At 72.5% G+C, this 20,722-nt stretch carries 18 protein-coding genes and 1 pseudogene; 9 read left to right on the top strand and 10 right to left on the bottom strand.

Annotation, left to right across the window (positions count from 1 at the left end):
* Positions 1–220 precede the first annotated feature (220 nt).
* Positions 221–781 (top strand): TetR family transcriptional regulator, encoded by a 561-nt coding sequence (locus tag P3X83_RS20080; RefSeq protein ID WP_277306811.1) that lies wholly within the window; start codon positions 221–223, stop codon positions 779–781.
* Here P3X83_RS20080 and P3X83_RS20085 read toward each other — a convergent pair.
* On the bottom strand, positions 738–1,085 hold the full coding sequence (locus tag P3X83_RS20085) for a hypothetical protein (protein ID WP_277306669.1): 348 nt from the start codon (positions 1,083–1,085) through the stop codon (positions 738–740). The two genes, P3X83_RS20080 and P3X83_RS20085, sit on opposite strands and share 44 nt — an antisense overlap.
* A gap of 171 nt (positions 1,086–1,256) precedes the next feature.
* Between P3X83_RS20085 and P3X83_RS20090 the strand changes: the two genes are divergently transcribed.
* The gene (locus P3X83_RS20090; RefSeq protein WP_277306670.1) at positions 1,257–1,787 is read left to right on the top strand and encodes a hypothetical protein; all 531 of its coding nucleotides are present in this window, start codon (positions 1,257–1,259) and stop codon (positions 1,785–1,787) included.
* 72 nt (positions 1,788–1,859) lie between these two features.
* Here P3X83_RS20090 and P3X83_RS20095 read toward each other — a convergent pair whose 3' ends face one another.
* From P3X83_RS20095 to P3X83_RS20125, 7 genes and pseudogenes are all read right to left on the bottom strand, one after another.
* Positions 1,860–2,597 carry a hypothetical protein gene (locus tag P3X83_RS20095; RefSeq protein WP_277306671.1) on the bottom strand — a complete coding sequence of 246 codons (738 nt, stop codon included), beginning with the start codon at positions 2,595–2,597 and terminating at the stop codon, positions 1,860–1,862.
* A gap of 131 nt (positions 2,598–2,728) precedes the next feature.
* Entirely contained in the window at positions 2,729–5,323 is a 2,595-nt protein-coding gene (gene clpB, locus P3X83_RS20100) for an ATP-dependent chaperone ClpB (protein WP_277306672.1), read from the bottom strand.
* An 80-nt stretch (positions 5,324–5,403) separates the two neighbouring features.
* A pseudogene (locus tag P3X83_RS20105) lies at positions 5,404–5,700 on the bottom strand (helix-turn-helix transcriptional regulator); the annotation flags it as partial.
* A gap of 4 nt (positions 5,701–5,704) precedes the next feature.
* Positions 5,705–6,889 carry a molecular chaperone DnaJ gene (gene dnaJ, locus P3X83_RS20110; protein WP_277306674.1) on the bottom strand — a complete coding sequence of 395 codons (1,185 nt, stop codon included), beginning with the start codon at positions 6,887–6,889 and terminating at the stop codon, positions 5,705–5,707.
* Between the two features lie 38 nt (positions 6,890–6,927).
* Complete coding sequence (grpE, locus tag P3X83_RS20115) at positions 6,928–7,614, bottom strand: nucleotide exchange factor GrpE (RefSeq protein ID WP_277306675.1); 687 nt, start codon at positions 7,612–7,614, stop codon at positions 6,928–6,930.
* A gap of 26 nt (positions 7,615–7,640) precedes the next feature.
* Positions 7,641–9,530: a molecular chaperone DnaK gene (gene dnaK / locus P3X83_RS20120; RefSeq protein WP_277306676.1), complete on the bottom strand. Its 1,890-nt coding sequence runs from the start codon at positions 9,528–9,530 to the stop codon at positions 7,641–7,643.
* A 125-nt stretch (positions 9,531–9,655) separates the two neighbouring features.
* Entirely contained in the window at positions 9,656–10,090 is a 435-nt protein-coding gene (locus P3X83_RS20125; RefSeq protein ID WP_277306677.1) for a hypothetical protein, read from the bottom strand.
* Between the two features lie 127 nt (positions 10,091–10,217).
* On the opposite strand from P3X83_RS20125, the gene P3X83_RS20130 reads away from it, so the two are divergent.
* From P3X83_RS20130 to P3X83_RS20155, 6 genes are all read left to right on the top strand, one after another.
* Complete coding sequence (locus P3X83_RS20130) at positions 10,218–11,138, top strand: proline dehydrogenase family protein (RefSeq protein ID WP_277306678.1); 921 nt, start codon at positions 10,218–10,220, stop codon at positions 11,136–11,138.
* A 59-nt stretch (positions 11,139–11,197) separates the two neighbouring features.
* Positions 11,198–11,992: a pyrroline-5-carboxylate reductase gene (gene proC, locus P3X83_RS20135; RefSeq protein ID WP_277306679.1), complete on the top strand. Its 795-nt coding sequence runs from the start codon at positions 11,198–11,200 to the stop codon at positions 11,990–11,992.
* 83 nt (positions 11,993–12,075) lie between these two features.
* Positions 12,076–13,491, top strand: coding sequence for an efflux RND transporter periplasmic adaptor subunit (locus P3X83_RS20140; RefSeq protein WP_277306680.1), 1,416 nt, complete (start codon positions 12,076–12,078; stop codon positions 13,489–13,491).
* Entirely contained in the window at positions 13,488–14,183 is a 696-nt protein-coding gene (locus P3X83_RS20145) for an ABC transporter ATP-binding protein (protein WP_277306681.1), read from the top strand. The genes P3X83_RS20140 and P3X83_RS20145 overlap by 4 nt, the downstream gene beginning before the upstream one ends.
* Entirely contained in the window at positions 14,180–15,364 is a 1,185-nt protein-coding gene (locus P3X83_RS20150; protein ID WP_277306682.1) for an ABC transporter permease, read from the top strand. The genes P3X83_RS20145 and P3X83_RS20150 overlap by 4 nt, the downstream gene beginning before the upstream one ends.
* A gap of 13 nt (positions 15,365–15,377) precedes the next feature.
* Positions 15,378–17,057, top strand: coding sequence for a LuxR C-terminal-related transcriptional regulator (locus P3X83_RS20155; protein ID WP_277306683.1), 1,680 nt, complete (start codon positions 15,378–15,380; stop codon positions 17,055–17,057).
* Positions 17,058–17,519: 462 nt separating this feature from the next.
* Here the strand turns inward: P3X83_RS20155 and P3X83_RS20160 are convergent, their stop codons facing one another.
* Together P3X83_RS20160 and P3X83_RS20165 are read right to left on the bottom strand one after the other, a co-directional pair.
* Positions 17,520–18,179, bottom strand: a complete 660-nt coding sequence (locus tag P3X83_RS20160; protein WP_277306684.1) for a response regulator transcription factor — start codon at positions 18,177–18,179, stop codon at positions 17,520–17,522.
* Positions 18,176–19,321, bottom strand: coding sequence for a histidine kinase (locus P3X83_RS20165; RefSeq protein WP_277306685.1), 1,146 nt, complete (start codon positions 19,319–19,321; stop codon positions 18,176–18,178). The genes P3X83_RS20160 and P3X83_RS20165 overlap by 4 nt, the downstream gene beginning before the upstream one ends.
* A 231-nt stretch (positions 19,322–19,552) precedes the next feature.
* On the opposite strand from P3X83_RS20165, the gene P3X83_RS20170 reads away from it, so the two are divergent.
* Positions 19,553–20,716 carry an acetoin utilization protein AcuC gene (locus P3X83_RS20170; protein WP_277306686.1) on the top strand — a complete coding sequence of 388 codons (1,164 nt, stop codon included), beginning with the start codon at positions 19,553–19,555 and terminating at the stop codon, positions 20,714–20,716.
* Positions 20,717–20,722: the final 6 nt, after the last annotated feature.

Genomic DNA, 20,722 nt, shown 5'->3' on the forward strand with positions numbered 1-20,722 from the left:
GCTGACATCGGCTGACATGCCGGGCGGACGGCGGTCGCCGTACCGGCTCGTCACGCCACTCAGCGTGAGCAAAACCTCGGTTAACCTGAACGACCACGGGCCGGGCGGGCAAGATGGGAACGTGTCCACCTTGCCCGTCGAAGAAGCCGACCTCGGCATGGAGCCCACCCCCCTGCGCCGCAGGCCCGCCCAGCGCCGCAGCGCCCGCCGCGTGGAGCGCATGCTCGACGCCTGCGCCGAACTGCTAGACGAGATCGGCTACGAGGCGCTGTCCACCACCCGCATCGCCGAACGCGCCGGGGTCGCGATCGGTTCGATCTACCAGTTCTTCCCCGACAAGCGGGCCATCGCCCAAGCGGTGACCCGCCGCAACGTCGAACTGTTCGCCTCGCGCGTCGGCCGCCGGTTCCTCTCCGAGGAGTTCGGCGGCTGGTGGGACGCGGTCGACGCGATCATCGACGAGTACGTCGAGATGCACCGGGGGGTCACCGGGTTCCGGTCCCTGCACTTCGCCGACGTGATCGAGATGAACCTGCTCGACACCGTGGCCGACAGCAACACGGTGATCGCCGGTCGCCTGCGCGGCCTGCTGCTCGCCGAGTTCGGCCTGGCCGACAGCGAGGAGCTCGACCGCTCCATGCTGGTCGCGATCGAGGCCGGTGACGCGGTGCTCAAGCTGGCCTTCCGGCTCGACCCGCAGGGCGCCCCGCAGTACGTGGCCGAGGCGAAGTCGCTGGTCAGGGGATACCTGTCCAGCCACCTGCCGCCTCGGCGCGGGTGAGGCCGCCGCGCGGCGATCCCGGCGGGCCGGGCGAGGAGCCCGGCGACCCCGGCGGGTCGTCGCGGCGCGGCGCGGGCCGTCCGCGCGCCGACAGCCGGCACACCGGTGGCCTGCCCTGGCCGCGCAGGCCCTGCGCCCCCCGCAGGCTCTCCGTGCGCAGGCCTTGCTCCAGTGCGGCGAGGTCGCGCCGTGCCGCCTCCAGCGCCTCCAGCCTGCCGGTGAGATAACCGGCGGCGCCCGGCACGATCGCGGAGAGCAGCAGCGCGCACGACATCGCGAAGGCCGTCTGGTTCGACACGCTCATCGCGACCTCCCGGGACGTGGGCACTTGGTAGATGCCCGGGTGTCGCCTGTGACACGCGCAGCGTAGCGAATTATGTGCCGTCCGTTACCGAAGGGCGTCGGGCTCCGCCGGACCCGCGGAACAGCGGCTAATGTCCCGGCAAAACAGAGCGCCGGTCTGTAGTCTCTCGCTGTGGCGCATGTGACTCGTGAGCACCTTGATCGGCTCCTGGAACAGGGGCTGCTGGCCGACGACCACGCCCCGCTGGCCAGGCGGCTCGACGACCTCGCGACGGGTTACGAGTCCGGCGACGTCTCCCGGGCGGCGATCCTCGTGCTGGCGGCGGAGGAATGGCGGCAGGCGGGCCAGCCCGCCAGGGCACTGGAGTGCTTCCAGCGCGCGGTGGAGGACGGCGGGGAGGTGAGCGTCGATCCCCGTGCCGGGATCGCCGACACGCTCTTCGAGCTCGACCGCCCCGCCGAGGCGCACGAGATGATCGCGGCCATCCGCGCAGAGGGCGAGGCGACCCCGGCGACGTGTCTCAACATCGCCGAGACGCTCACCGCGTACGGCGAGCTGCGCGCCGCCCACGAGTGGGCCACCGAGGGCGCGCTGGCCAGCCCCGACGGCACCGGCGAGCGCACCGCCCTGCTACGCGCCCGCTACCGGATCCGCGTCGACCTCGGCCTGCCGGAAGACGAACTCGACGCCCTGATCTCCTGACCGGGAACGCTCCCGGCCAGGAGAGAGCACACGAAGAGGGGGCCGCGGCGGCGACCCCCTCCCCGGCCGGCGTCACTTGGCGCCGATCCCGCCCACCAGGCCGGCGACCGGCAGGCCGGTCACATCGAGCGGCAGCGGCAGCGTCCTGCCCGTGTCACCGTGCCCGTTACCGTGTCCGCTGCCGTGCCCGCTCTCGCGGTGCGGACGCCGCTCGCCACCGGACCCGGCGGTTTGCCCGACGACCCCGGTGAGCCCCGAGGCCGTCTGGACGACGTCCAGCGGCCCGCTCGTGCCGGGCAGGCCGGGCAGGCCCGACCCCACCGGCAGCTTCGGCAGCAGCGAGCCCCGCGCCGACGAGCCGGACGACCCGCCGTTGCCGGACCCCGTCACGGGCAGCCCGGCCGGCAGGTCCGGCAGCACCGGGAGGGTCGACGCCACGTTGCTCCGCGGACGCTCCGAGGACGGCAGGGGCAGCCCCGGCAGCCCGAGCCCGCCCACGGCCGCGAGCGCGCCGCCCGGGTCGGCGATGCCGGTGGCCGGAGTGGCGGGCGCCAGCCCGGTCACCCCGGCGACCCGCTTGACGGCGTAGCGCGCGTAGGCGGGGTTGACCGAGCCGACGGTGTCCACGAGCGGAATGCCGGACCCGCGCTCGCAGGACGTCTTGACCCCGGTCACCGCGTCCACGGCGGGCAGCCGCGGCAGCGTGCCGCCGCACCGGGCGGCGACGGCGGGCACGATGGCCGCGCAGGTCAGCCCGGCCGCCAGCGTGGACACGGCCAGCACACACCGGAATCTTCGTGCGTTCGACATACACGTCCCCCTGATCGTGTTCGGTCGACAACGATGGCCGAAGCTACCGAAGCGCCGGACGCGACCAGGGGGCCTTAGCCCAAAGGTGGGGAAGTGCTTACTGGAGGGCGGGGCTTACCGGGTGGCGGGGCTCACTGGGTGGCGGGCAGCCGCCTGGCCTCGATGGACAGCGAGTCGGTCGCCTCGTCCTGATCGACCAGGATCTCGTCGCCGTCCTGGATCTCGCCGGACAGCACCTTCTTGGCGAGCTTGTCGCCGATCGCCGACTGCACCAGACGGCGCAGCGGGCGCGCGCCGTACATGGGGTCGTAGCCGGTGAGCGCCAGCCAGTCGCGCGCCGCCGGGGTGACGGTGAGCGTCAGCCTGCGGTCGGCCAGCCGCCGGGCCAGGCGGGCGGCCTGGAGGTCGACGATGCGGGTCAGCTCCTCGGAGCCGAGGGCGTCGAACAGGATGACGTCGTCGAGGCGGTTGAGGAACTCGGGCTTGAACGAGGCGCGCACCGCGGTCATCACGGCGTCGCGCTTGGCGCCGTTCTCCAGCTTCGGATCCACCAGGTACTGCGAGCCGATGTTGGAGGTCAGGATCAGGATCGTGTTGCGGAAGTCGACCGTACGGCCCTGCCCGTCGGTGAGCCGCCCGTCGTCGAGCACCTGGAGCAGGATGTCGAAGACCTCCGCGTGCGCCTTCTCCACCTCGTCCAGCAGCACCACCGTGTACGGCCTGCGCCGCACCGCCTCGGTGAGCTGCCCGCCCTCCTCGTAGCCGATGTAGCCGGGCGGCGCGCCGACCAGCCGGGCCACCGCGTGCTTCTCGGAGTACTCGCTCATGTCGATCCGGGTCATCGCCCGCTCGTCGTCGAACAGGAACTCCGCGAGCGCCTTGGCCAGCTCGGTCTTGCCCACGCCGGTGGGCCCGAGGAACAGGAACGAACCGGTGGGCCGGTCGGGGTCGGAGATGCCGGCCCTGGCCCTGCGCACCGCGTCGGACACCGCCTGGACGGCCTGCCGCTGCCCGATCAGGCGCCTGCCCAGCTCGTCTTCCATGCGCAGCAGCTTGGCCGTCTCGCCCTCCAGGAGCCGCCCGGCGGGGATGCCGGTCCAGGACGAGATCACCTGGGCGATGTCGTCGGCCCCGACCTCCTCCTTGACCATGGCGTCTTCCGGTTGGGCCTGCGCCTGGGCCTCTTCCAGCTCCTTCTCCAGCCGGGGCACCTCGGCGTACATCATTCGGGACGCGGCCTCGAAGTCGCCGTCGCGCTGGGCCCGCTCGGCTCCGCCGCGCGCCTCGTCGAGCTGCTTCTTCAGGTCGCCGACCCGGTTGAGGCCGGCCTTCTCCCGCTCCCAGCGCCCGACCAGGGCGTTGAGCTCCTCCTGCCGGTCGGCGAGGTCCTTGCGGACCTTCTCCAGCCGCGCCAGGCCCGCCTCGTCGGTCTCCTTGGCGAGCGCCATCTCCTCCATCTTCATGCGGTCCACGGCGCGCTGCAGCTCGTCGATCTCGACGGGCCGGGAGTCGATCTCCATGCGCAGCCGGGACGCGGCCTCGTCGACCAGGTCGATGGCCTTGTCGGGGAGGAACCTCGCGGTGATGTAGCGGTCGGAGAGGGTGGCGGCGGCGACCAGCGCGCTGTCGGCGATTTGCACCTGGTGGTGGGCCTCGTAGCGGCCCTTGAGCCCGCGCAGGATGGCGATGGTGTCCTCGGCGGTCGGCTCGCCCACGTAGACCTGCTGGAAGCGCCGCTCCAGCGCCGGGTCCTTCTCGATGCGCTCGCGGTACTCGTCGAGGGTGGTCGCGCCGATCATGCGCAGCTCGCCCCTGGCCAGCATCGGCTTGAGCATGTTGCCGGCGTCCATGGCGCCCTCGGCCGCGCCCGCGCCGACCATGGTGTGCAGCTCGTCGATGAAGGTGACGATCTGGCCGTCGCTCTGCTTGATCTCGCCGAGCACGGCCTTGAGCCGCTCCTCGAACTCGCCGCGGTACTTCGCGCCCGCGACCATGGCGCTGAGGTCGAGCGAGATCAGCCGCTTGTTGCGCAGGCTCTCCGGCACGTCGCCGGCCACGATGCGCTGGGCCAGGCCCTCGACGACGGCGGTCTTGCCGACGCCGGGCTCGCCGATCAGCACCGGGTTGTTCTTGGTGCGCCTGGAGAGCACCTGGACGACCCTGCGGATCTCGGAGTCGCGCCCGATCACCGGGTCGAGGCGGCCGGCCCTGGCCCGCTCGGTCAGGTCGACGCCGTACTTCTCCAGCGCCTGGTAGGTGTCTTCGGGGGTCTCGCTGGTCACCCGGGCGTGGCCGCGCACCTTCTCGAACGCGTCGAGCAGCGCGGCAGGGGTCGCTCCCTGCGCCTTCAGCAGCTCGGCGATCGGCCCGCCGTCGGCGGCCAGGCCGACCAGCAGGTGCTCGGTGGAGACGTATTCGTCTTCAAGTTGCCGGGCGCGCGCCGCCGCGGTGTTGATCACCACCAGGAGCTGGCGGGAGCTGCTCGGCGCGCTGACCGTGGCGCCCTGGGCCTTGGGGAGGGCCTCCAACTGCTCCTCGGCGGTGGCGCGCAGCTTCTTCCAGTCGGCGCCGACGGCTTCGAGCAGCGGTACGGCGGTGCCGCCGGTCTGCGCGAGCAGTGCGGTGAACAGGTGCGCGGGGGCGACCTCTGGGTTGCCCTCCGCCGCCGCCCTGCGGATGGAGGTGGAGACCGCCTCCTGGCTCTTCTGGGTGAGCTTGTAGTCCATATGTAGATCCCCCTGGCAAAGCGTTCAGATCACGCGGGTGGCAGCTCGTAGCGGATCAGCGCCCGGATCATGGACACTTCCGCCCGGAGGCGCTCCACCTCGGCGCGCATCCGGATGTTGTCGTTCTCCAGCTGCAGGATCCGCTTGATCCCCGCGAGGTTGATGCCCTCCTCCTGGGAGAGCCGCTGGACCTCGCGGAGCATCAGGATGTCGCGCGTGGAGTACAGGCGGCCGCGCCCGGCCGTACGGCCGGGGCTGACGAGGCCCAGACGGTCGTACTGGCGCAGGGTCTGCGGGTGCAGCCCGGAGAGCTGGGCGGCCACCGAGATCACGTAGACCGGTGTCTCGTCGGACAGGTGGAAGAAGTCGCCATCCATCGGATCACTCGCTTCTGGCCAGCTCGATCAGCTCGGCACGCGGGTCTGCTTCGGTGGTGGCGTTGCGGAACTCGGTGAGCAGGTCGCGTGCCTTCTCGTCGAGGCGTTGCGGGACCGCGACCTCGACCGTCACGAGCATGTCGCCCTTGGTGCCGTCCTTGCGGGCGACGCCGCGCCCGCGCACCCGGAAGGTGCGCCCGTTGGGCGTGCCCTCGGGGATGCGGACGGTGACCGGCATGCCCTTGAGGGTCGGCACCTTGATCTCCGCGCCCAGCGCCGCCTCCGCGAAGGTCACGGGGACGGTGATGGTCAGGTTCTCGCCCGACCGGCCGAACACCGGGTGCGCCTTCACGTGGATCTGGACGTAGAGATCGCCCGCCGGCCCGCCGTTCTCGCCGGGAGCGCCCTTGGCCTTGAGCCGGATGCGCTGGGCGTCGCCGACGCCCGCGGGAATGCGGGCCTGGATGGTGCGGGTGCTCTTGCCCCGGCCGCTGCCCTCGCACACCGGGCAGGGGTCGTCCACGAGCAGGCCCCTGCCACGGCAGTCGCGGCAGGGCTCGGAGAAGGCGAAGTTCCCCAGGTTGCGGCTCGCCGCGCCGGTGCCCTCGCACGTCGGGCAGACGCGCGGGGTGGTGCCCGCCTTGGCGCCGGTGCCGGAGCACGCGGTGCAGGCGGACGAGCTGGTGAGCCGCAGCGACACCGTGGCCCCCTCGGCCGCCTCGGTGAACGACAGAGTGACCTCGGACTCGATGTCCTGGCCCCGCCGGGGGCGGGTGGTGGCCGTGGTGCCCCGCCCGCCGCCCCGGTTGAACAGGCCGCCGAAGATGTCCCCGATCCGCTCGCCGGTACCGCCGCCCGTGGACTGCGTTCCGCCGAACAGGTCGCCGAAGTCGAACGGGAAGCCGCCGCGCTGCCCGCCGGGACCCCCCTGGTAGCCGCCCAGGCCACCCGATCCGAACAGCGCTCGCGCCTCGTCGTACTCCTTGCGGCGCTTGGTGTCGGACAGGATGTCGTACGCCTCCGAGACCTCCTTGAACTTGGCCTCGGTCTGGGTGTTGCCCTGGTTGGCGTCGGGGTGGTATTTCCTGGCCAGCTTGCGGTAGGCCTTCTTGATCTCTTCGGCCGTGGCCGTCTTCGGCACACCAAGGACGCCGTAGTAATCCTTCTCCAAGTAGTCCTTGGTGCTCATCTAAGTCGTCCTTAGCGCTAGAGGGGGTGTCAGGTGGTTCAGTTGTCGTCGGGACCGGAGGCGTGCTTGCCCGCCCCCGGCTCGGCTGATGCCTCTGCCGGGCCGCCATCGGCCCCCGGCGTCTCCTCTGGCGTGCTGGACGGCTCCGCCGGTTCGGCCACGGCCACGCGGGCCGGACGGATCACGCGCTCGCCCATGCGGTAACCGGGCTGCAGGATCTCGACGCAGGTCGGCTCGGTGACCTCGGGCGAGTAGCTGTGCATCAGCGCCTCGTGGATCATCGGGTCGAACGCGTCGCCCTTGACGCCGAAGGCCGACAGCCCGAGCTTGCCGAGCGCCGCCTCCAGCGACTCGGCGACCTTGGCGAAACCGCCGGTCAGCTCGCCGTGGTCGCGTGCCCTGCCGATGTCGTCGAGAACCGGAAGCAGCCCGGACACGACCGCCGCGGTGGCCTGCTCGCCGACCGCGACCCGGTCACGATCGACCCGCTTGCGGTAGTTGGCGTACTCCGCCTGGAGCCGCTGCAGGTCGCGCGTGCGCTCGGCCAGTTCGTCGGCGATGTCGCCGGCCGCGCCCGGAGCGGCGCCCGCGGCCCCGCCGTTCGGCGGAGCCTGCGTGGGCGCCTGCTCGGCGCCCGCCTCGCGGACCTTGCCCGTCTCCGGGTCGATCTTGCGGTTGTCGCGGATCACCGGCTCCTGGTCGGGCCCGTTCTCACGCGTGTTCACTGATCGCTCCCCTCGCCACAGCGGCGTCACTGGTCCCGCTTGGGCTGCTGCTGCTGGTCGTCGTCGACGATCTCGGCCTCGACGACGTCGTCGTCGGCCTTGCCCGCGGAACCGGCCGCACCGGTGGCGTCGGCACCGGGCTGGGCGCCTTCTGCGCCGCCCTGCGCCTGCTGCTGGGCGTAGATCGCGGTGCCCATCTTCTGGCTGACCGTGGCGAGCTTCTCCGCGGCGGTGCGGATGGTCGCCGTGTCGGTGCCCTCAAGGGCCTTCTTCAGGTCGGCGAGCGACTCGTTGACCTCGGTCTTGACGTCGTCCGGGACCTTGTCGTCGTTCTCGCGGAGGAACTTCTCCGTCTGGTAGGCGAGCGCGTCGGCGTTGTTGCGCGTCTCGGCCTCCTCGCGGCGCTGCTTGTCGTCCTCCGCGTAGGACTCGGCCTCGCGCATCATGCGCTCGATGTCGTCCTTGGGCAGGGCCGAGCCGCCGGTGATGGTCATCGACTGGGCGCGGCCGGTGCCGAGGTCCTTCGCCGAGACGTTGACGATGCCGTTGGCGTCGATGTCGAAGGTGACCTCGATCTGCGGGATGCCGCGCGGCGCGGGGGCGATGCCGGTCAGCTCGAAGGTGGCCAGCTTCTTGTTGTAGGCCGCGATCTCGCGCTCGCCCTGGTAGACCTGGATGCCCACGGACGGCTGGTTGTCCTCGGCGGTGGTGAACACCTCGGAGCGCTTGGTCGGGATCGTGGTGTTGCGCTCGATGATCTTCGTGAAGATGCCGCCCTTGGTCTCGATGCCCAGCGACAGCGGGGTCACGTCGAGCAGCAGGACGTCCTTGACCTCGCCCTTGAGCACGCCGGCCTGCAGGGCCGCGCCGATCGCCACGACCTCGTCGGGGTTGACGCCCTTGTTGGGCTCCTTGCCGCCGGTGAGGTCCTTGACCAGGTCGCTCACGGCCGGCATACGGGTGGAGCCGCCGACCATGACCACGTGGTCGATGTCGGAGACCTTGATCCCGGCGTCCTTGATGACCTGCTGGAACGGGCCCTTGCAGCGTTCGAGGAGGTCGGTGGTGAGGCGCTGGAACTCGGCGCGGGTGAGCTTCTCGTCGAGGTGCAGCGGGCCTTCGGCCGACGCCGTGATGTACGGCAGGTTGATCGTCGTCTCGGCCTGGCTGGACAGCTCGATCTTGGCCTTCTCCGCGGCCTCGCGCAGCCGCTGCAGGGCCATCTTGTCCTTGGCGAGGTCGACGCCGTGCGCGTTCTTGAACCGGTTCACCAGCTCGTCGACGACGCGCTGGTCCCAGTCGTCGCCGCCCAGGTGGTTGTCACCGCTGGTGGCCTTGACCTCGACGAAGCCGTGACCGTCCTCCTGGCCGACGTCGAGCAGGGAGACGTCGAAGGTGCCGCCGCCGAGGTCGAAGACCAGGATGGTCTGGTCCTTGTCCTTGTCGAGGCCGTACGCCAGGGCGGCGGAGGTCGGCTCGTTGATGATGCGCAGGACGTTGAGCCCCGCGATCGTCCCGGCCTCCTTGGTGGCCTGGCGCTGCGCGTCGCTGAAGTAGGCCGGAACGGTGATCACCGCGTCGGTGATCTTCTCGCTCAGGTACGCCTCGGCGTCGGTCTTCAGCTTCTGCAGGATGAAGGCGCTGATCTGCTGGGCGGTGAACTGCTTGCCGTCGATCTCGATCGACCAGTCGGTGCCGATGTGCCGCTTGACGGAACGGACGGTCCGGTCGACGTTGGTGACGGCCTGCCGCTTGGCGACCTCGCCGACCAGGACCTCGCCGTTCTTGGCGAACGCGACCACGGACGGCGTGGTCCGCGAGCCCTGCGCGTTCGCGATGACGGTGGGCTCACCGCCCTCAAGGATCGAGACGACGGAGTTGGTCGTCCCAAGGTCGATACCTACCGCACGTGCCATGAGTACGTCCTTGTAGTCAAAGTTGAGTCTGTTTGACTCATATTGATGTTTGGTCGGGTCTTTGTCAACTGGCTTGAGCCTACCCGACTCAACTCATGTGCGCGCAGCGGCATTCCCGCCCCGGTCTACTTGGCGCCGTCCACCACCTTCCGCCCCTCCAGGGGCGTCTTCAGCTCGACGGTCGTCGTCTTCTGCACCGCGATCTCGATGCAGGCCACGTTCTGCTTGCCCTCTGCCGCGCCCTCGTAGATGGTCACCTCGACCTCGGTGGCGGTCTCCTTGACGTCGACGCGGTCGAGGGTGTTGCACGGCTCGACGCCGGACCACCACACGAGCCGCAGGCGGTCGCCGTCCTCGGGGGTCGCGCTGATCCACGGGACCTCGCGGGGGTCCACCACATTCCCCTGGGGAACCACCGGCGAGGGCGAACCGGACGCGGACGGCGTGCCCTGGGCGCCCGGCGTGGTCGAGACGGGGGGCTGGTCGGTGACGCGTGCGCCCTGCTCGGCTCCGCAACCGAGGGCGAGCAACACGCATCCGGTCAGTAGTGTCGCCGTCATCATCCGCATATCCCTTTGACGAATTCCCATGACGTGCGGTTCAGGTCACGCCGCGCGCCCATCGTCGCCTTTACCCTGGATGGCGTCTCCCTCCACTCTCGCCGTAACGAGATCGGAAGGTGACACCGTGCTGCGTCACGTCCTGCGGGCCCTCGCGGGCAGCGCGCGCGCCGAGAGCGCCGTCGCGTCCTTTCCACCGGGCCGCGCCCTGGCCCGCCGCCACGTCGCGGGCGACACCGCGCGCGACGCCGTCCGCGTGGCGCGCGAACTCGACGACGACGGCTTCCGGGTCAGCCTGGCCCATCTCGGAGATGACGCCCCCGACGCCGCGAGCGCCGAGGAGGCGCTGCGCGGGCACCTGGACCTGCTCGACCTGCTCGCCGACGCCGACCTGGCCGACGGGGCCGACCTGCTGGTCCGGCTGTCGGAGCTGGGACTGCGGGTGTCGGAACGGCTCGCCGCCGGCAACGCGGCCCGCCTGTGCGCCGCCGCCTTCGAGGCGGGGGCGACCGTGACGCTCGACGCGGAGGAGCACTCCCTGATCGAGCCGAGCTATGCCGTGCTGGACGAACTGCGCGCGGAGTATCCGGGCACCGGCGCCACGGTCCAGGCGTATCTGCGCAGGTCGTTCGCCCAGTGCCGGTCGCTGGCGGGCGAGGGGTCGCGGGTGCGGCTGACCCGGGGCGGGTTCGAGGCGCCCGCGTCGGTGGCGTATCTCGGCTCCCACGAGATCGACAAGTCCTTCGTCCGGTGCCTGAAGGTGCTGATGGCGGCGCGGGGACGGCCGGTCGTGGCCACCCACCAGCGGTGCCTGATCGACATCGCGGCGGCGCTGGCCGTCCGCGACGAGCGCGCCCCCGGCGAGGTGGAGTACCAGATGCGGTACGGCGTGCGCCCCGCCGAGCAGCGCCGGATGGCCGGGCTGGGCGCGACGGTCCGCGTGCACGTGCCCTACGGCCCCGGCTGGTTCCCCTACCTGGCCGGACGCCTGGCCCAGCGCCCCGCCAAGGCGGCCGTCGCCGCCCGCTCGCTGGTCTCCGGCTCCTAGCGGCGGTCGGCTACCGGGCTGTCGATAGGCTGGCGAAACATCATTACAGCGAGGTGCACATGATCGCGATTCTCGGCGCCGGCAAGATGGGCGAGGCCCTGTTGTCCGGCCTGGTCCGTGCCGGCGTCACGCCCGACCGGCTGCTGGCCACCACCCGCCGCCCCGAGCGCGGCGAGGCCCTGACCCGCCAGTACGGCGTGCGCGTCGTGTCCAACCCCGAGGCCGCCAAACACGCGGATACCCTCATCCTCGCCGTCAAGCCGCAGGACATGGCGGCGCTCCTCGACGAGATCGCCCCCCACGTCCCTGCCGGGACGCTGGTGATCTCGGCGGCGGCCGGCATCACGACCTCCTTCGTCGAGGCCCGCCTCGGCGAGGGCGTACCGGTGGTGCGGGTCATGTCCAACACCCCCGTGCTGGTGGACGAGGCGATGAGCGTGATCTCCGCCGGGTCGCGCGCCGGGGAAGACCACCTCAGGCTCACCGAAGACCTGCTCACGCCGGTCGGCAAGGTGCTGCGCCTGCCCGAGTCGCAGCAGGACGCCGCGACCGCGCTGTCCGGCAGTGGCCCGGCCTACTTCTTCTACCTGGTCGAGGCCATGGTCGACGCCGGCATCCTGCTCGGCATGCCGCGCGCCGCCGCGCTCGACATGGTCACCCAGTCGATCGTGGGCGCGGCGATCATGCTGCGCGACTCCGGCGAGCACCCGGTGATCCTGCGCGAGGCCGTCACCTCGCCCGGCGGCACCACCATCGCCGCCATCGCCGAGCTGGAGCGGCACAGCGTGCGCGCCGCCTTCCTGGCCGCGATCGAGGCCGCCCGCGACCGCGGCAGGCAGCTCGCCGCGGGCTGACCCGAAACCGGGTCCGCCCGCGAAACCGGGTTCGCACCCGGTCCACCGCGGAGGCGAGGGGGTCCGAGCCTACGATTGGTCGGGTGACGATCCGTCGCGGCATCCCCCCGCTGCTCGTCGTGCTCGCACTCACCGGCTGCACCTCGGCCGAGCCGTCCGGCGTCCAGCTCGGCGCGGCGCACCGCGCCTCGGTGAGCGAGGTCGTCGAGGCTCCGGCCACCGTCGGCGCGCGGGCCACGGCCACGCTCCGCGCACCCACCTCGGGCACGCTCGCCAAGCTCTACGTGCGCGACGGCGACACGGTGGAGAAGGGCAAGGTGCTCGCCCGGATCAGCTCCCCGCAGGCGAGAGACCAACTCGCGCAGGCGCGCAAGGCCGAACGGCTGGCCGCCGCGCCCGCTGTGCCCGCCGTGCCCCGGGCCGCGTTCTCCGCCCCCTCGTCGCGCCTGACCGGCGTCGGCGACTCCGCGTTCGCGCGTCTCGACCGCACCGTGCGGCGCGACTTCGCGCGGGCCAGGGCCGCCGCCAGGAAGGTCGGCGACTCCACCGCCCGCAAGCGGCTGCTCGGCGCGATCGACCTGGCCGAACGGCAGCACCGGGCGCAGCGCGCCGCGCTCGGCGCCATCACGGCCGATCTCAACCGGTCGGTCAACGCCGTGCTGTCGCAGGTCACCGGGCAGCTCAACAGCGGCCTGGGCGGTCTTACCTCCTCGATGGCCTCCTCCATGGCCTCGCTGCGGGCCGCGTCGCGCACCCAGGCCAGGACGGCGGTCAAGGCGGCTGAGGCGATGGTGGACGGCCTCACCGTCAAGGCCCCCTTCGACGGGGTCATCACCCTGGGCCGGTCCTCCGGCGGCGGCGCCGACGCGCTGAGCGGCCTGCTGAGCGGCCTGCCCGCCGGGCTCCCCACCCAGTTGCCGCAGGGCGGCGGGCAGCCGCCCGGCGAGGGCTCGGTGGTCGCGACCGGCGTGCCCGTCGCCTCCGGCGACGCCCTCCTGACAGTCACCGACGTCTCGGAGCTGACGCTCTCCGCCGAGGTGGACGAGACCGACGTGCTGCTCGTCGAGCGCGGCACCCCGGCGACGATCGAGCTCGACGCCGTCCCCGGCGCCGTCTACACGGCGAAGGTCACCGGCATCGGGGTGACCCCGGTGGCGGGCACCACGGGCGGGGTGGGTTACCCGGTACGGCTGTCGCTCGGCGCGGGCCGGTTCGACGACGGCAGGAAGGCGCCCAGGCCCAAACCGGGGATGAGCGTGGTGGCCAGGCTCACCGTCAAGGAGTCGCCGGGGGCGCTGGCCGTACCGGCCTCGGCGGTGGTGACCAGCGGGCGCGAGAGCGTGGTGTGGGCGGTGCGCGGCGGCGTGGCCGAACGCCGGGTGGTGCGCCTGGGCGCGCAGGGCGACGCGCTGGTCGAGGTGCTGCAGGGCCTCACCGACGGCGAGCGCGTGGTCGTCAAGGGCGCCGACGCCGTACGGCAGGGCCAGAAGCTGCCGTGACCGCCGCCGGTGAGCCCGCCTTCGAGTGCGAAGACCTGCGCCGCTCCTACCAGGCGGACGGCGTGTCAGTAGAGGCGCTGCGCGGAGTGAGCCTGCGCATCGACGCCGGGGAGTTCGTCGCCATCGTCGGCCCGTCCGGTTCTGGCAAGTCCACCCTGATGCATCTGCTCGGCTGTCTTGACCGGCCGACCTCCGGCACGCTGCGGGTCGGCGGCGTGGACGTCGCCACCCTCACCGAGGCCCGCCTCGCCGACCTGCGCAACCGCACCATCGGGTTCGTCTTCCAGTCGTTCCACCTGCTGGCCCGCACCTCCGCGCTGGACAATGTGGCGCTCCCGCTGGTCTACCGGGGCGTCGGGGCCGCCTCGCGGCGCAGGCGGGCACGGGAGGCCCTGGAGTCCGTCGGTCTCGGGCACCGCCTGACGCACCGGCCGTCCCAGATGTCCGGCGGCGAGCAGCAGCGGGTCGCCATCGCCCGCGCGCTGGTCGGCGACCCCGAGGTGGTCCTCGCCGACGAGCCCACCGGCAACCTGGACACCCGCAACGGGGCCGAGGTGATGGACCTCCTGGCCGGGCTCAACGCCGAGAGCGGCGTCGCGGTGGTGCTGGTCACCCACGAGCCCGAGGTCGCGGGCCGCGCCCGGCGGCGGATCCACGTGCGCGACGGCCTGATCGAGCGGGACGCCACGTGAGGGGGCGCGAGGCGTTCCTGATGGCGCTGGCCGCGCTGCGGGTCAACCGCCTGCGCAGCTCGCTGACCATGCTGGGGGTGATCATCGGGGTGCTGGCCGTGGTGATCCTGGTGGCCATCGGCACCGGCGCCAAGGACGCCGTGGAGCGTGAGATCGCCGGGCTGGGCAGCAACATCATCCTGGTCGTGCCTGGCCAGCTCGGCGTCGGCGCGTTCCCCACCCAGAGCCGCCTCGGGCTTCGGGACGCCGCCGAGGTCAGGCGGGTCGTCGGCGACCCATCCAAGGTCACGGTGTCGGTGGCCTCCGGCGAGACGATGCGGGTCGGGCGCACCGAGGCGTTCGTCACGATCACCGGCACCGACGAGAACATCCCCAACATCTTCGACCGGCCGCTGGCCAAGGGCCGCTACCTGACCGAGACCGACGTCGACACCCGGAGGCGCGTGGCCGTCCTCGGCTCGGAGGTGGCCGCCCGCCTGTTCGGCGACGTCGATCCGATCGGCCGCCAGGCGACGATCTCCGGCGTGCGGTTCCGCGTGGTCGGCGTCTACCGGACCGTGGGCGCGACCTTCGGCGTGGCCCGCGACCAGGAGGTGCACATCCCGGTCACCACCGCCCAGCGGCTGCTGGGCGTCGCCAGGATCAACGGCATCGCCGTCGGCGCGTCCGGGCCCGACACCATCGAGCCGCTGCGGCAGCGGGTGCTCGGCGCGCTCACCGATCTCCACCCGGGGGAGAAGTTCTCCGCCGTCACCCAGACCCAGTTGCTCGGCACCATCGGCAGCGTCCTCGGCATGCTCACCGGCGTGCTGGCCGCGATCGCCGGGATCTCGCTGCTCGTGGGCGGGGTCGGGGTGTCCAACATCATGCTCGTGAGCGTCCGCGAGCGCACCGGCGAGATCGGCCTGCGCAAGGCCCTCGGCGCCAGGCAGCGCGACGTGCTTGCGCAGTTCCTGATCGAGGCCGTGCTGCTGACCACCATCGGCGGGGTTGTCGGCATCGGCATCGGCGTGGGCGGCTCGCTGCTGATCGACGTGCTGACCCCCGTGCCCGCCACGGTGACGCTGTGGTCGGTCGCCCTGGCGTTCGGCGTGTCGGCGGCGGTCGGGGTGTTCTTCGGCGTCGCCCCCGCTCGCCGCGCGGCCCGCCTCGACCCGGTAACCGCTCTCCGTGCCGAATGACAGTATTGGGCGTGTGACCGTGATCCGGGAGCGTTTGCGGCAGGGCCGCAGGTGGTTGAGCCGGGGGATGTGGGAACGGGCACGGCGGGAGTTCGAGGGGGCACTCGACGCCGCCGTGGGAGACCGGGAGCGCGCTCAGGCGGCGGAAGGAGCGGCGGAGGCGGCGTGGTGGCTCGACGACGACGCGCGGGTGTCCGAGCGGTACGAACAGGCCTACCGCGCCTACCGGGCGGCGGGAGACCTGGTCGGGGCGGCCAGGTCGGCCGCGTGGCTGGGCAACGGCGCGCTCCAGTTGCGCGGTGAGGACGCCGTCGCCCAGGACTGGTTCCGGCGGGCCGGACGCCTGCTCGAAGGGGCGCCACGGGGCCGTGAGCGCGCGCTGCTCACCCTCTTCGAGGGCATGGCGGCACGTCAGCGGGGCGACGGCGAGACCGCGATCGAGCGGGCCGAGGAGGTGGTGTCCGCCGCCCGTGGACTAGGGTCCTCCGACCTGGAGGTTCAGGGGATGGCGCTGTCCGGCGTGGCCAGGGTCGATCGAGGCGACGTCGGCGAGGGGATGCGGCTGCTGGACGAGGCCGCCGCCGTGGCCCTGGCGGGCCAGACCCACGAGGTCGGCGCGGTGTGGATGCCCGGTTGCTACCTGGTGCAGGGCTGCGTGCAGGCCAGAGACTGGGAGCGGGCCGCGCAGTGGTCCGGCCGGGTGATGGACCTCTGCCGCCGCCTCGACCTGGGCTCGCCGTTCGCGCGGTGCCGTACGCACTATGGAACGGCGCTGCTCTGGCAGGGCCGGTGGCCGGAGGCGGAGGAGGAGCTGACCGGCGCGGTGCGGGCGCTCAGCGGGATCCGCCCGCTGTTCGCGGCCGAGGCGCGGGCCCAGCTCGGCGAGCTGCGCCGCCGTCAGGGGCGTCGCACCGAGGCGGGCGAGCTGTTCCGCGCCGCGCGCACGACCCCCGACGGCCGTCTCGGCCTGGCCGAGCTGTGCCTGGACGAGGGCGACGCGGGCGGCGCGTTCGACCATGCCCGCGCGCTGCTGGACGGCCTGCCGGCGCAGGCGAGCCTGGAGCGCTGCCGCGCGCTGGAACTGCTGGCCCGCGCCGGGGCGCGGCGCAGCGCCGGTGTCCCGGAGAGCGAGCACGCACGGCTGCTGGACGCCGCGCGGGAACTGGGCGGGCTGGCCGGCATGGTGGGCACCGACGCCGTGCACGCGTCGGCGCTGTGGGCGGCGGGCCTGATGCGGCTGCGCGTGCTACAGGAGAGCACCGGCACCGAGCACGCCGTGGCCACCCTGCGGCGGGCGACGCTGCTGTTCGAGCGGGCCGGAGACGCCTACAACGCGGCCCGGGTCCGGCTCGACCTGGCCGAGGCGCTGACGGCCCGCGACCGGCCCGGCACGGCGGAGGAGGAGGCCGCCGCCGCCCGAGAGACCCTCGTACGGCTCGGCGGCGTCACCGACGCGCGCCGTGCCGTCCGGCTGCTGGCCCGGGTGCGCCACGACCGCGCCTCCGCGCTCACCACCCGGCAGCGCGAGATCCTCGCCCTGGTCGCCCTCGGCATGACCAACAAGGAGATCGCCCGGCGGCTCGCGCTGAGCGAGCACACCGTCAAACGACACATCGCCAACATCCTGGTGCGGCTCGGCCTTCCCTCGCGCACGGCCGCCGTCGCCCACGCCTCACGGGCGGGGCTGCTGTAATCGCCACAGAGAATCAACATTCCCGCCGTCAGATATTTCCCGGATGGCTTACTTTCGCCGTCGGCACCGGCCCGGACCTGCGGCTCGTCCCCGGCGACGCCGCATCCGCCGGGGGTGCCGCCCATGCCGGGATTTACGGCGTGGATTGGCGGCCGGATATTAGTGACGCCATAACCGGCCGGTAATTGTCCGATGCTGGCCATACTGTTTACCCCGGCCGGAAAACTTGGAATCTTCATGGTTGACGGCGCCGTCGCACACCCGCAAAAGAAAGATCGGCGAGGTGCGCACCGGCCCGCTCTCGCTCGTTCGCGAAGTCACCGGCGGCGGCGCCGAGCAGGAGCGGAACACCGGGCGGGTGTGCGGCGGCGGCGTACCTGAACCGGTATTTCATTCCGATGCGCCCGCCCGCCGTCCGTCAACAGGGCAGGCGAACGGCGGGCGGGCGCTCCTCGGCCACTCTCAGGACCCCCGGCTCACCAGCCCGGACTCGTAGGCGACGATCACGGCCTGCGCCCGGTCACGCGCCCCGATCTTGGCGAACAGGCTGGTCACGTGGTTCTTGACGGTCGAGGGCGAGACGCCGAGCACCCCGGCGATCTCGGCGTTGGACCGCCCGCCGCCGATGAGCGTCAGGACCTCGCGCTCGCGGTCGGTCAGCGTGTCGGCCACACCGGGCGCGGGGAGCGGGGTGGGGCGGGACGCGCGCACGAAGGTCCCGATCAGGCGGGTGAGCAGCCGGGGCGCGACGGCGGACTCGCCCCGATGGACGATGCGCACGCCCTCGGTCAGCTCCTCGGGGGAGATGTCCTTCGGCAGGAAGCCGGAGGCGCCGGCGCGGAGCATCGCCACCACGTACTCGTCCAGGTCGAACGTGCTGAGGGCGAGGACGCGCACGCCGTGGCCCGCTGCGGTGATCCGCTCGGTGGCGGTCACGCCGTCCATGCCGGGCATGTGGACGTCCATCAGCACCACGTCGGGACGCAGCTCGGCGCTGAGCCGCACGGCCTGCGCGCCGTCGGGGGCCTCGCCCGCCACGGCCATGTCGGGCTGCGCCCCGATGATCATGGAGAACCCGGTCCGCACGAGGGCCTGGTCGTCCACGAGCAGCACGTTGATCAAGAATCGGCCTCCGTCCGGGACACGGGCAAGGGGGGTTCGGGCGTCCGCGGGCTCTTGGGGGCGTGGGGGAGGGGGATGCGGGCGTGGACCCGGAACCCGCCTCTGGGGCGGGGGCCGGTCTGCAACTGGCCGCCGCAGAGGGCCACCCGCTCGGCCATGCCGTTCAGGCCGTACCCGGCCCCGCTGGTGTCCCTGGCGTCGCGTGAGCCGTCGTTCCAGGGCGTGCCGTCATCGAGGACCTCGATCACCACCGCGCGCTCCTCGTAAGTCAGCCGCACGCTCGCGCGGGCCCCCGGCGCGTGCTTGCGGGTGTTGGTGAGCGACTCCTGGACGATCCGGTAGACCGCGTGGTCCACCGCCGCCGGGAGCGGCGCGGGCTCGCCGTCCACGACCAGACCGGCCGGTAGGCCCGCCTGCCGGGCCTGGCCGATCAGCGTGGGCACTTCGGCCGCGCCGACGCCCGAGTGGTCCTCCGGATCCCGTTCGTCATCGGCGCGCAGCACGTGCAGCAGGTCGCGCATCTCCGCCATCGCCTGCCGGGCGGTGCGCTCGGCCGTGACGAGCGTCTCCTCGGCCCGCTCCGGGTCGGCCCGCATGGTGGTGCGGCCCGCGCCGACCAGCACGTTGATCACGCTGATGTGGTGCGCCACCACGTCGTGCAGCTCGCGGGCGATGCGCCGCCGCTCGGCGCGCACCGCGCTCTCGGCGGCGTGCTGCTCCCGGCGGGCCCGCAGCTCGGACCGCTGCCGGAAGAAGAGGCCCGTGCCGACCGCGAAGAGCAGCTGTATGGCGTTGCCGAGCTGGTTGCCGGGCCTGGAGTACCAGATGGCGAAGCCCTCGGCGCACATCGCCGCCACCCCGACGCTCCACGCGGACCTGGCGGTGCCGTACCGGCCGAGGGAGTAGAACGCGATCACGGTGGGCACGCCCGCCGCGTTGAGCGGGACGAAGAATGCGGTGAAGACGTCGGCCGCGGCGGTGAGCGCGGCCACGAGCACGGGCCTGCGCCTGCGCGTGAGCAGGGCGAGCGAGCCGGCGATCCAGGCGGCCGAGCCGAACAGCACCTGCGACGAGGCGTCCAGCGCGAGTCCCAGCACCATCAGGTAGACGGACAGCGCGCAGAGGACTGCGACCAACGTCACATCGAAGACCATCGGGCGGCGCAGGGCATGCCAAGCACGTCGAACGCCCCGGAATCGCATGGTTCGACCGTACGGCACGCATCCCCGCCCCGGTACGCCGAAGGCCGGGCGACCAGACGGAGATCGTATTGTCCGGCGTGCGGTAACGTCGGGCTCCAGGAGCGGGCCGCGCGCCGGGGAAGGGGCCGCGCGGGTTCAGAGGCGCCTGAACGGTCGAGCGGAGCATGCCGGATGAGCAGGTCAGTGCGGGTCGTGTGGGATGACGCGCTCACGTCGTACAACTTCGGCCCAGACCACCCGCTCGCCCCGGTGCGCGTCGAGCTGACCATGGCGCTGGCCCGCGAGCTGGGCGTGCTCGCCGAGGTCGAGCACGCCAACTGCGCGCCCGCCACCGACGACGAACTGGCCCTGGTCCACGGGCGCGCCTACATCGAGGCGGTCAAGGCCGTCTCGCGCACCGGCAGGCCCGACATGTCGGTCGGCCTGGGCACCACCGACAACCCGGCGTTCGCTGGCGTCCACGAGGCCTCCGCGCTGATCGCCGGGGCGAGCCTGGCGGCGGCGCGGGCGGTGTGGACCGGCGAGGCCGAGCACGCGCTGAACGTCGCGGGCGGCCTGCACCACGCGATGCCGTCGGCGGCCAGCGGCTTCTGCGTCTACAACGACCCCGCGCTCGCGATCGCCTGGATGCTCGACCGGGGCGCGACGCGCGTCGCGTACGTGGACGTGGACGTCCACCACGGCGACGGCGTGCAGGCGATGTTCTACGACGACCCCCGGGTGCTGACGATCAGCCTGCACGAGAGCCCGCGCACGCTCTTCCCCGGCACCGGCTTCCCGCACGAGACGGGCGCCGGGGGCACGGCGGTCAACGTCGCCCTCCCGGCCGGCTGCGGCGACTCCGACTGGCTGCGCGCCTTCCACGCGGTGGTGCCGCCGCTGCTGCGCGAGTTCGAGCCGGAGGTGCTGGTCACCCAGCACGGCTGCGACAGCCACGCGCTCGACCCGCTGGCCCACCTGATGCTGAGCGTGGACGGCCAGCGCGCCGCCTACGAGGCGCTGCACCGGCTGGCCCACGAGACGGCCGGCGGGCGGTGGATCGCCACCGGAGGCGGCGGCTATGAGCTGGTCCAGGTCGTGCCGAGGGCGTGGACCCACCTGATCGCCGAGGCGTCGGGTCACCCGCTCGACCCGGGCACCGAGACCCCGGCCGCCTGGCGCGAGTTCGTCCGCACCAGGACCGGCGAAACCGCGCCGCTGACCATGACCGACGGCCGACGCCCGGAATTTCAGGACTTCTCCGCAGGCTATGATCCAGGCGACCCTGTCGACCGGGCCATCGTGGCGACCCGGAACGCGGTGTTCCCGTCACATGGCCTCGATCTATTGCTGTGAGTGTCT

The sequence above is a fragment of the Spongiactinospora sp. TRM90649 genome, assembly GCF_029382225.1.
In the GTDB taxonomy this organism is placed as follows: Bacteria; Actinomycetota; Actinomycetes; order Streptosporangiales; family Streptosporangiaceae; genus Spongiactinospora.